Here is an 11,308-nt window from a genome sequence, read left to right as displayed (position 1 = left end):
CGCCCGATGAGGGCGAGGGCCACCAGGTCGACTTCCTGTTCTCCGGCCGGCCGAACCTCACGTGTTGCGCTCCCGCTCAACGGCGACGGAACAGGACGTCGAGCCGCCGGCTGCCGGCTCCGCGTGCCGGTCGGGAACGGCCGATGCCGGGCCCCGAAGGTCTCGGGGCCCGGCATCGAGGGTGCGCGACGGGTCAGTTGTGGGCGTGGAGGTCGGCGTTGAGCCCGCCCCAGGAGCCGGAGCGGGCGATGACCTCGACGGCGCCGCTCTGGGAGTTGCGGCGGAAGAGGAGGTTGTCCTGGCCGGACAGCTCGACCGCCTTCGCCACGGTGCCGTCCGGGGTGGTGACCCGGGTGCCGGCGGTGACGTAGAGGCCGGCCTCGACGACGCAGTCGTTGCCGAGCGAGATGCCGATGCCCGCGTTGGCGCCGAGCAGGCAGCGCTCGCCGACGGAGACGACCTGCTTGCCGCCGCCCGACAGGGTGCCCATGATCGAGGCGCCGCCGCCGATGTCGCTGTGGTCGCCGACCACGACGCCGGCGCTGATCCGGCCCTCGACCATCGAGGTGCCCAGGGTGCCGGCGTTGAAGTTGACGAAGCCCTCGTGCATCACGGTGGTGCCGGCGGCCAGGTGCGCGCCGAGGCGGACGCGGTCCGCGTGGGCGATGCGCACGCCGGACGGAGCGACGTAGTCGGTCATCCGCGGGAACTTGTCGATGCCGTAGACGGCGAGCTGGCCGCCCTGGGCACGCACGGCCAGCCGGGCCTGCTCGACCTTGTCCACCGGAACCGCGCCGATGCTGGTCCACGCCACGTTGGCCAGCAGGCCGAAGATGCCGTCCAGGTTCTGGCCGTGCGGCCGGACCAGGCGGTGGCTGAGCAGGTGCAGACGCAGGTAGGCGTCGTGCGCGTCGAGCGGCTTGTCGTCCAGCGAGGCGATCGTGGTGCGCACGGCGACCACCTCGACGCCGCGGCGGGCGTCGGCGCGAAGCGCCTCGGCCGCACCGGCGCCCAGTTCGGCCTCGGCCAGCTCGGCGGTCAGGATGACGGTTCCGGCCGGGCCGGGCTCGGCGGTCAGCGCGGGGGCCGGGTACCAGGTGTCGAGGACGGTGCCGTCCGCGGCGATGGTGGCCAGACCTGCGGCAACGGCGCCGCTCACGGGGGTGGTGGATTCTGCAGTCACATCGTGCACGTTAACGAATCGGGGCGGCCGGTGCCGAACACGCTCACCGTCCGGACGCGGCGGCGGCGCCCCAGCCGGACCCCCGCCGGACCCCCGGTGAAGCCCCGATGAAGCCCCGACGAAGTCCCGGAGGACCGCCGACGGACCGTCGGACGGGGCAAAATCCCGTGCTCGGGAAGCCTGTTCTCGGCCATACTCGGCCAGGTGTTCATGTCGATCTCCACCACAGGCACCGCCGACAGCCCTGCCACTGACCTGGGCTTTCTGCTGCACAAGCACCCCGGCAGGGTTCAGCGGTTCTCCACGGCCCACGGCGAGGCGCACGTCTTCTACCCGGAGGCGGGCGACGAGGCCTGTACGGCCGCGCTGCTGCTCGACGTCGACCTGATCGCGCTGGTCCGCAGGGGCCGGGGCAAGGATCGCGGCGGCTCGCCCGACTTCGCGCTCGCCCAGTACGTCAACGACCGTCCCTACGCGGCGTCCTCGCTGCTCGCGGTGGCCCTGCGTACGGTCTTCCGGACGGCGATGAAGGGCGTCTGCGAGGCCCGCCCCGGGCTGGCCGAGCTGCCCCGCCCGCTGCGCGTCTCGCTGCCCGCGGTGCCGGTGGGAGGCAGTTCCGGCACGGGAGACGGCGTCGCGATGGCAGTCCGGCTCTTCGAGCCGCTGGGCTGGCGGGTCGAGGCGTCGGCCCTCCCGCTGGACGAGACCTTCCCCGAGTGGGGCGAGTCGCGTTACGTCCGGCTCGATCTGTCGGCGGAGCAGGTGCGGCTGGCGGACGCGCTCCAGCAGCTCTACGTGCTGCTGCCGGCGATGGACGGCGCCAAGCACTACTGGGTCGCCCCGGACGAGGTCGACAAGCTGCTCACCGCCGGTGAGGGCTGGCTGGCCGGACACCCGGAGCGGGCCCTGATCACCCGCCGCTACCTGGCGCGGCGCTGGACGCTCACCCGGCGGGCGATGGAGCGGCTGGAAATCGCCCGCCTGGCGGAGGCCGACGACCGCGAGGCCGAGGAGCTCGACAACGCGGTCGACGACAATGCGGTCGACGACAGCGCGCTCGACGACGGCGTGGACCGGACCCCGGAGGACGAGCACGGGCACGCGCCCGTCCACGACGCCGGGCACGCGACCGGGCAGGAGCCCGCCGCCGGGCCCGCGCCCGAGCGGGAGCCCTCCCTGGCCGAGCAGCGGCGGACGGCGATCCTGGCCGCGCTCCGCGAGGTCCGGGCGGCCCGGGTGGCCGATCTCGGCTGCGGGCAGGGCGAGCTGATAGCGGCCCTGTTGCGGGACACCGCGTTCACCGAGGTGCTGGGCGTGGACGTGTCCGCGCGGGCGCTGAGCGCGGCCGCCCGCAAGCTGCGGCTGGACCGGATGCCGGAGCGCGTGACGAACCGGGTGCGGCTGGTCCAGGGCGCGCTGACCTACACGGACGCGCGGCTCAAGGGCTTCGACGCGGCCGTGCTGTGCGAGGTGATCGAGCACCTGGACCTGCCCCGGCTGCCCGCCCTGGAGTACGCGGTGTTCGGCGCGGCCCGCCCGTCGGCGGTGGTCGTGACAACGCCGAACGCCGGGTACAACGTCCGGTGGGAGAGCCTGCCGGCCGGTCACTTCCGGCACGCCGACCACCGCTTCGAGTGGGACCGGGCGCAGTTCCGCGACTGGGCCGGCCGGGTCGCCGCCGCGTACGGCTACACGGTCGAGATCCGTCCGGTGGGTCCGCAGGACGCCGAGGTGGGTGCTCCGACCCAGCTCGCGCTGTTCCGTCTCGCCGACGGGGCGGACCCGGCGACAGGCACCACACGTTCCACCGACCGCACCGACCCGACCGACCCGACCGGTTCCACCGACCCGACCGACCGCACGACGCCCGAAGGGGGCGAGACCCGATGACCGACGACGCGCTGCACCCGGAGCCGACCGAGGCCGCCCTCGAAGCGACGGCGCCCTCGGCGCCGGCCCCCGCCGGCACCGCACCCGATGCCGCACCCGATGCCGCTCCCGGCACCGCGCCCGACAACGCCCCCGGCACCGCGCCCGAAGCCTCCCGGACGAGTCCCCGCCGCCTCCCGGTGACGGACGTCTCCCTGGTCGTGCTGATCGGAGCCAGCGGCGCGGGCAAGTCCAGCTTCGCCCGCAGGCACTTCCTCCCCACCCAGGTCGTCTCGTCGGACTTCTGTCGCGGCCTGGTGGCCGACGACGAGAACGACCAGTCCGCCTCCGCCGAGGCCTTCGACGTCCTCCACTACATCGTCGGCAAGCGACTCGCCGCCGGCCGGCTGACCGTCGTGGACGCCACCAACGTCCAGCCCGAGGCCCGCAGACAGCTGGTCCGGATCGCCCGCGACCACGACGTGCTGCCGATCGCCATCGTGCTGGACGTCCCGCCGGGCGTCTGCGCCGAGCGCAACCGCACCCGACCGGACCGCCGGCTGCCCGCGCACGTGGTCCCGCGCCAGCACCGCGAGCTGCGCCGCTCCCTGCGCGGCCTGGAGCGCGAGGGCTTCCGCAAGGTGCACGTCCTGCGCGGCGAGGCCGAGGTCGAGGCCGCCGAGGTCGTGCCGGAGAAGCGCTTCAACGACCTGCGCCACCTCACCGGCCCGTTCGACGTCATCGGTGACATCCACGGCTGCCGTTCCGAGCTGGAGACCCTGCTCACCCGCCTCGGCTGGACCCTGGTCCGGGACGACGCCGGCCGCCCGGTCGACGCCGTGCACCCCGCCGGCCGGACCGCCGTCCTCGTCGGCGACCTGGTCGACCGCGGGCCGGACACCCCCGGTGTGCTGCGCCTGGTGATGGGCATGGTGGCGGCCGGTCACGCGGTCTGCGTGCCCGGCAACCACGAGAACAAGCTCGGCCGGGCGATGGACGGGCGCAAGGTCACCGTCTCGCACGGCCTCCGGGAGTCGCTGGACCAGCTGGCGGGCGAGTCCGAGGAGTTCCGCGCCGAGGTGCGGGCGTTCATCCGCGGCCTGGTCAGCCACTACCTGCTGGACGGCGGCGCCCTGGTGGTCAGCCACGCGGGTCTCCCGGAGAAGTACCACGGCCGGGCCTCCGGCCGGGTGCGCTCGCACGCCCTGTACGGGGACACCACCGGCGAGACCGACGAGTACGGCCTGCCGGTGCGCTACCCGTGGGCGGAGGAGTACCGGGGCCGGGCCCTGGTGGTGTACGGCCACACGCCGGTCCCGACGGCGAGCTTCCTCAACAACACCATCTGCCTCGACACCGGCTGCGTCTTCGGCGGCAGCCTGACCGCGCTGCGCTACCCGGAGCGGGAGCTGGTGTCGGTCGAGGCCGAGCGGGAGTGGTACGAGCCGGTCCGCCCGATGAACTCGGACGCGCCGGGGGCCCGGGAGGGCCGCCCGCTGGACCTCGCCGACGTGGCGGGCCGCCGGGTGGTGGAGACCTCGCTGCACGGCCGGGTGGCGGTGCGCGAGGAGAACGCGGCGGCTGCCCTGGAGGTGATGAGCCGGTTCGCGATCGACCCCCGGCTGCTCACCTACCTGCCGCCGACCATGGCGCCGAGCGCGACCTCGTCGCGGCCCGGCTACCTGGAGCACCCGGACGAGGCCTTCGCCGCCTACCGCGCGGACGGCGTCGAGCGGGTGATCTGCGAGGAGAAGCACATGGGCTCCCGCGCGGTGGTGCTGGTGGCCCGCGACGGGGCGGCCCTGGACCGGCGCTTCGGGGTGGCCGGACCGGGGGCGATCTGGACCCGTACCGGCCGGGCGTTCCTCGGTGACGACGGGCTGACCGCCGCGGTGCTGGACCGGCTGCGGGCCGCCGCCGAGCGGTCCGGGGTCTTCGAGGAGCTGCGCACCGACTGGCTGCTGCTGGACGCCGAGCTGATGCCGTGGTCGCTGAAGGCCGCCGATCTGCTGCGCCGGCAGTACGCGGCGGTCGGCGCGGCGGCGGGCGCCGCGCTGCCGGCGGTGCTGGCCGCGCTGGAGCGGGCGGGCGAGCGCGGGCTGGACGTGCTCGCGCTGACCGAGCGCCAGCGCCGGCGTGCCGTCGACGCCCGGGCGTTCACCGAGGCCTACCGGCGGTACTGCTGGCCGACCGAGGGCCTCGCCGGGATCCGGCTGGCGCCGTTCCAGGTGCTGGCCGCGGAGGGGGCGAACCTCGCGGTGCGCCCGCACGACGAGCACCTCGCCCTGGTCGACCGGCTGGTCGCGGCGGACGAGGAGGCCGAGCCGGGCGCGGCGGTGCTGCACCGGACCGGCCGGCTGGTGGTGGACACCGCCGACGGGGCGTCGGTGGCCGCGGGTGCGGCCTGGTGGGAGGAGCTCACCGCCGCGGGCGGCGAGGGCATGGTGGTCAAGCCGCTGGCCTCGCTGGTGCGCGGCCGTACGGGGGAGGGGCGGCCCGGCGGGCTGGTCCAGCCCGGGGTGAAGGTGCGCGGCCGCGAGTACCTGCGGATCGTCTACGGCCCGGACTACACGCAGCACCTGGACCAGTTGCGGCAGCGCTTCCTCGGGCACAAGCGCTCGCTGGCCCTGCGGGAGTACGCGCTGGGGCTGGAGGCGCTGGACCGGCTGGCGGCGGGCGAGCCGCTGTGGCGGGTGCACGAGCCGGTGTTCGCGGTCCTCGCCCTGGAGTCGGAGCCGGTGGACCCGAGGCTCTGAGCGCGCGGGCGCCCGGGCGGACGGGGCCCGGGCGCCGGGGCGGGCGGAGGCGGCAGTCTTGCATAGAAATTCCGTCACTCGTATAGACTTGCTGCTTTCCGCCCGCCCGCGTCAGCACACCGAACACCAGACCCAGGAGCCCGGCATGGCCTTCAACCTCCGGAACAGGCACTTCCTCAAGGAGCTCGACTTCACGCCCCAGGAGTTCCGCTTCCTGGTGGACCTCGCCGCCACGCTCAAGGCGGCGAAGTACGCGGGCACCGAGCAGCCCCGGCTGCGCGGCCGGAACATCGCGCTGATCTTCGAGAAGACCTCCACCCGGACCCGCTGCGCCTTCGAGGTCGCCGCCCACGACCAGGGCGCCACCACCACCTACCTGGACCCGGCGGGCTCGCAGATCGGCCACAAGGAGTCGATCAAGGACACCGCCCGGGTGCTGGGGCGGATGTTCGACGGCATCGAGTACCGCGGCCACGGCCAGGCGGTCGTCGAGGAGCTGGCCGCCCACGCCGGCGTGCCGGTCTGGAACGGCCTCACCGACGAGTGGCACCCCACCCAGATGCTCGCGGACGTGCTCACCATCACCGAGCACACCACCAAGCCGCTCGGCGAGGTGACGCTCGCCTACCTCGGGGACGCCCGCTCCAACATGGGCAACTCGCTCCTGGTCACCGGCGCGCTGCTCGGCATGGACATCAGGATCGTCGCGCCGCGCGCCCTGTGGCCGGACGATGAGGTGCGGGAGGCGGCGCAGGCGCTCGCGGAGGCCGGCGGCGCCCGGATCACCCTCACCGAGGACATCGCCGCCGGCGTGGCCGGGGCCGACTTCCTCTACACCGACGTCTGGGTCTCGATGGGCGAGCCCAAGGAGGTCTGGGCCGAGCGGATCGAGCTGCTCAAGCCCTACCAGGTGTCGATGGAGACGGTGCGGGCCACCGGAAACCCGCAGGTGAAGTTCCTGCACTGCCTGCCGGCCTTCCACGACCTCGGCACGGTGCTCGGCCGGCAGCTGTTCGAGGAGACCGGCATGGCGGAGCTGGAGTGCACCGACGAGCTGTTCGAGTCGGCGCACTCCGTGGTCTTCGACCAGGCCGAGAACCGCCTGCACACCATCAAGGCGGTCCTGGTCGCGACCCTCGGCGCCTGACTACTCCCCGTACCCCTCGCCGTACTCCTCCCCGGCGGTGCCGTCGGGCAGGTTCACGCAGGCCGCCCGGTCGGCCGCGGCGTGCGCCCCGGCCGGGCTGCCCGCGTGCAGGACCAGCGAGCGGGCCTCGCCCGGCCGGGGCAGCCAGGCCACCGAGCCGGCGGTGGTGCCGTCGCCCCGTTCGTCGGTGCGCAGGGTCAGCCGCAGCTCGTTGCGGTCGTTGGCGTACGCGGGGTCGGTGGACGGGCTGACCGGGTCCACGGCGTCCTGGTAGTGCGGGCCGGAGGCGGCCGGGTCGGCCCCGCACGGGGAGGTGTGCAGGTGCACCGGGAACTCGTGGCCGGCGGCGACCCCGGCCACGCTCATGGTCAGCACCGTCCGCCCGGGCACCGAGCGGTCGACCACCACCCGCACGTGCGAGCCGTACGGCACCAGGTCCGGCGCGTGGCTGACCGCGGCCGGCGGGACGAAGGCGGTGGCCGGGTCGAAGTCGGCCTCGGTGACCGAGACCGGCGAGGCGGCGGGCGTCAGCAGGACGAGCGGGAGCAGGGCGGCGGCGAGCGGAGCGGGCATCGGCGGACCTCTTCGGCGGGGCGCGCCTCCCCGGTGGGGGCGCGGCGGAACGCGACGGGACGGACGCCGTGCTCAACGGCGCCGGTCCGCCCCCGGACACGCTCCCGGCCGCCGCCCGTCCGCGCACCCGCCCGGACGGCGGTGCGCCGGCCCGCCCGGGCAGGTGCCCGGGCCGCGCCCCGCGCCCCTGTCCCGGGCCGCCGCCCGGTCCCGCGCCTCTTCTCAGTCCTCCGCCGGGCGGATCCCCCGGATCTCGCACCGCGGCCCGCTGGCCCGCATCAGCCGCAGGTCGGCCGTCACCAGCGGCGCCCCGACCAGCTCCGCCACCGCGACGTACGCGGCGTCGTCCGGCGTCAGGTTGTCCTTGAGCTCCCAGATCCGGCCGAGCAGCGGCTCCACCGCCACCTTCCGGATCGCCAGCCGGGGCAGCTCGGCGGCGAGCTCGCCGACGCGGTCGGCGGTCAGCTCGCGCGCGAGGTGGAGGCCGCGCAGCGACTGCATCACCTCGACGAGGACGTGCTCGGGCGCCACCCACTCGCCGCCGGCCGCCAGCTCGGCCCGTGCCGCCGCCCCGCGCCCGCCCTCGTCGGCCAGTGCGAGCACCAGTGCTGACGCGTCCACCACGATCATCGGCGGTCCCCCGTACCCGTTCGGCGTGCTGTCCGCGGTCACCGTACCGGGCATGGCGCGCCCGCCCGCCGGCCGGTGCGGGGGCGCGCGTCACGGACGGTTCGGCGGGGGTTCGTCGGGGGTGCACCCGGGGGAGGCAGCCTGGGGGCGGTGGGGGCAGGCTGGAGGTGGTGCCGACGTGGCGGACGCTGCGGCATGCACTATGGTTTATCTCGACATCGAGATAACTCCGCCTTACGATATATCTCGACATCAAGATACTTGCCGAGAGGCGCTCACCGGCGGTGCGGGCAAGGTCAGCCTAAGTAAGGGTGACCTTACCACCGTGGCGGCCGGATACCGCACGAAGCACCTAGAAGGAGTCAGTCGTGTCCGCGAACAGCTTCGACGCCCGCAGCTCGCTGCAGGTGGGCGACGAGTCGTACGAGATCTTCAAGCTCTCCGCCGTCGAGGGGTCCGAGCGGCTGCCCTACAGCCTCAAGGTGCTGCTGGAGAACCTGCTCCGCACCGAGGACGGCGCCAACATCACCGCCGGTCACATCAGCGCCCTCGGCAACTGGGACGCCGACGCCCAGCCGAGCCAGGAGATCCAGTTCACGCCGGCCCGCGTGATCATGCAGGACTTCACCGGCGTGCCGTGCGTCGTCGACCTCGCCACCATGCGCGAGGCCGTCAAGGAGCTGGGCGGCGACCCGGCCAAGATCAACCCGCTGGCCCCGGCCGAGCTGGTCATCGACCACTCCGTCATCGCGGACAAGTTCGGCACCCCGGACGCCTTCGTCCAGAACGTCGAGATCGAGTACGGCCGCAACAAGGAGCGCTACCAGTTCCTGCGCTGGGGCCAGACCGCCTTCGACGAGTTCAAGGTCGTCCCCCCGGGCACCGGCATCGTCCACCAGGTGAACATCGAGCACCTGGCCCGCACCGTCATGGTCCGCGGCGGCCAGGCCTACCCGGACACCTGCGTCGGCACCGACTCGCACACCACCATGGTCAACGGCCTGGGCGTGCTGGGCTGGGGCGTCGGCGGCATCGAGGCCGAGGCCGCGATGCTCGGCCAGCCGGTCTCCATGCTGATCCCGCGCGTCGTCGGCTTCAAGCTGACCGGCGAGCTGCCGGCCGGCACCACCGCCACCGACCTGGTGCTCACCATCACCGAGATGCTGCGCAAGCACGGTGTGGTCGGCAAGTTCGTCGAGTTCTACGGCGACGGCATCGGCTCGATCCCGCTGGCCAACCGCGCCACCATCGGCAACATGTCGCCGGAGTTCGGCTCGACCTGCGCGATCTTCCCGATCGACGCCGAGACCATCAACTACCTGAAGCTCACCGGCCGTGACGAGCAGCAGCTCGCCCTGGTCGAGGCGTACGCCAAGGAGCAGGGCCTCTGGCACGACCCGTCGGTCGAGCCGGTCTACTCCGAGTACCTGGAGCTGGACGTCTCCACCGTCGTCCCGTCGATCTCCGGCCCGAAGCGCCCGCAGGACCGCGTGATCCTGGCCGAGGCCGCCGAGCGCTTCGCCGAGGCGCTGCCGACCTACTCCGCCGAGGCCTCGAAGCCGACCGCCGTCACCGCCCCCGACGGCTCGTCCTACGAGATCGACAACGGCGCGGTCGTGATCGCCTCGATCACCTCCTGCACCAACACCTCCAACCCCTCCGTCATGCTGGGCGCCGCCCTGCTGGCGAAGAAGGCCGTGGAGAAGGGCCTGACGGTCAAGCCCTGGGTCAAGACCACCCTGGCGCCCGGCTCCAAGGTCGTCATGGACTACTACGAGAAGGCCGGCCTGCTCCCGTACATGGAGAAGCTGGGCTTCAACCTGGTCGGCTACGGCTGTGTGACCTGCATCGGCAACTCGGGCCCGCTGCCCGAGGAGGTCTCGGCCGCGGTCAACGAGGCCGACCTGGCCGTCGTCTCGGTGCTCTCCGGCAACCGCAACTTCGAGGGCCGGATCAACCCGGACGTCAAGATGAACTACCTGGCCTCCCCGCCGCTGGTGGTCGCCTACGCCCTCGCCGGCAACATGAACGTCGACATCACCCGGGACGCCCTGGGCCAGGACGCCGACGGCAACGACGTCTTCCTCGCCGACATCTGGCCGTCCGAGCAGGAGGTCGCCGACACCGTCGCCGGCTCCATCGACGAGGCCATGTTCGACAAGGGCTACCAGGACGTCTTCGCCGGCGACCACCGCTGGCAGTCGCTCCCGGTCCCGACCGGCAACACCTTCGAGTGGGACGCCGAGTCCACCTACGTCCGCAAGCCCCCGTACTTCGAGGGCATGGCCAAGACCCCGAGCCCGGTGACCGACATCGCCGGCGCCCGCGTGCTGGCCAAGCTGGGCGACTCGGTCACCACCGACCACATCTCCCCGGCCGGCAACATCAAGCCGGGCACCCCGGCGGCCCAGTACCTGACCGCCAACGGTGTCGAGAAGCGCGACTTCAACTCCTACGGCTCGCGCCGCGGCAACCACGAGGTCATGATCCGCGGCACCTTCGCCAACATCCGCCTGCGCAACCAGATCGCGCCGGGCACCGAGGGCGGCTACACCCGCGACTTCACCCAGGCCGACGGTCCGGTGTCGTTCATCTACGACGCCTCGCAGAACTACCAGGCCGCCGGCACCCCGCTGGTCGTCCTGGCCGGCAAGGAGTACGGCTCCGGCTCGTCCCGCGACTGGGCGGCCAAGGGCACCGCGCTGCTCGGCGTCAAGGCCGTCATCGCCGAGTCCTACGAGCGCATCCACCGCTCCAACCTGATCGGCATGGGCGTTCTGCCCCTGCAGTTCCCCGAGGGCGAGAACGCCGACTCCCTCGGCCTGACCGGCGAGGAGACCTTCTCCTTCACCGGTGTGACCGAGCTCAACGAGGGCCGCACCCCCGCGACCGTCAGGGTCAAGGCCGGTGACAAGGAGTTCGACGCGGTCGTGCGCATCGACACCCCCGGTGAGGCGGACTACTACCGCAACGGCGGCATCCTGCAGTACGTGCTGCGCAGCCTGATCAACGGCTGATCACCGCACCGACGCCGGCTGGCTCATCGGCCTGGCCGGCCCGCCCCTGCTGACCGTGCTGCTGGCCGCGCCCCCGCGGCCGCTGACCCTCGCCTCCTACACCGGCGTCGCCGCGCCCGGGCCGGACGCGCCG

General features: G+C 73.4%; 7 protein-coding genes. 4 read left to right on the top strand and 3 right to left on the bottom strand.

Annotated features, from left to right (window positions below):
* Positions 1-193 precede the first annotated feature (193 nt).
* Entirely contained in the window at positions 194-1,183 is a 990-nt protein-coding gene (dapD, locus tag ACFCX4_RS29150) for a 2,3,4,5-tetrahydropyridine-2,6-dicarboxylate N-succinyltransferase (protein WP_376148708.1), read from the bottom strand.
* Between the two features lie 204 nt (positions 1,184-1,387).
* Between dapD and ACFCX4_RS29145 the strand changes: the two genes are divergently transcribed.
* The 3 genes from ACFCX4_RS29145 (at position 1,388) to argF (ending at position 6,955) form a co-directional block, all read left to right on the top strand.
* Positions 1,388-3,073 (top strand): 3' terminal RNA ribose 2'-O-methyltransferase Hen1, encoded by a 1,686-nt coding sequence (locus tag ACFCX4_RS29145; RefSeq protein ID WP_376148705.1) that lies wholly within the window; start codon positions 1,388-1,390, stop codon positions 3,071-3,073.
* A complete protein-coding gene (locus ACFCX4_RS29140; RefSeq protein WP_376148702.1) occupies positions 3,070-5,808 on the top strand; it encodes a polynucleotide kinase-phosphatase in 2,739 nt (912 codons plus the stop codon). Before ACFCX4_RS29145 ends, ACFCX4_RS29140 begins: the two co-directional genes overlap by 4 nt.
* A gap of 145 nt (positions 5,809-5,953) precedes the next feature.
* Positions 5,954-6,955 carry an ornithine carbamoyltransferase gene (gene argF, locus ACFCX4_RS29135; protein WP_376148699.1) on the top strand — a complete coding sequence of 334 codons (1,002 nt, stop codon included), beginning with the start codon at positions 5,954-5,956 and terminating at the stop codon, positions 6,953-6,955.
* On the opposite strand, the gene ACFCX4_RS29130 is transcribed toward argF, so the two are convergent.
* Together ACFCX4_RS29130 and ACFCX4_RS29125 are read right to left on the bottom strand one after the other, a co-directional pair.
* Positions 6,956-7,528, bottom strand: coding sequence for a superoxide dismutase family protein (locus ACFCX4_RS29130; protein WP_376148696.1), 573 nt, complete (start codon positions 7,526-7,528; stop codon positions 6,956-6,958).
* 222 nt (positions 7,529-7,750) lie between these two features.
* The gene (locus ACFCX4_RS29125; protein WP_376148693.1) at positions 7,751-8,200 is read right to left on the bottom strand and encodes a type II toxin-antitoxin system VapC family toxin; all 450 of its coding nucleotides are present in this window, start codon (positions 8,198-8,200) and stop codon (positions 7,751-7,753) included.
* 326 nt (positions 8,201-8,526) lie between these two features.
* On the opposite strand from ACFCX4_RS29125, the gene acnA reads away from it, so the two are divergent.
* A complete protein-coding gene (gene acnA / locus ACFCX4_RS29120) occupies positions 8,527-11,175 on the top strand; it encodes an aconitate hydratase AcnA (protein ID WP_376148690.1) in 2,649 nt (882 codons plus the stop codon).
* Positions 11,176-11,308: the final 133 nt, after the last annotated feature.

The sequence above is a fragment of the Kitasatospora sp. NPDC056327 genome (assembly GCF_042261735.1).
Classification (GTDB): Bacteria; Actinomycetota; Actinomycetes; order Streptomycetales; family Streptomycetaceae; genus Kitasatospora.
The sequence above is the reverse complement of the archived record's forward strand: the minus strand, read 5'-3'. Positions and strand labels throughout refer to the sequence as shown.

Bases quoted from the DNA above. Each gene is read 5' to 3' on its own strand.
- argF (WP_376148699.1), top strand. From the start codon at position 5,954: ATGGCCTTCAACCTCCGGAACAGGCACTTCCTCAAGGAGCTCGACTTC.
- ACFCX4_RS29140 (WP_376148702.1), top strand. From the start codon at position 3,070: ATGACCGACGACGCGCTGCACCCGGAGCCGACCGAGGCCGCCCTCGAA.
- ACFCX4_RS29130 (WP_376148696.1), bottom strand. From the start codon at position 7,528: ATGCCCGCTCCGCTCGCCGCCGCCCTGCTCCCGCTCGTCCTGCTGACG.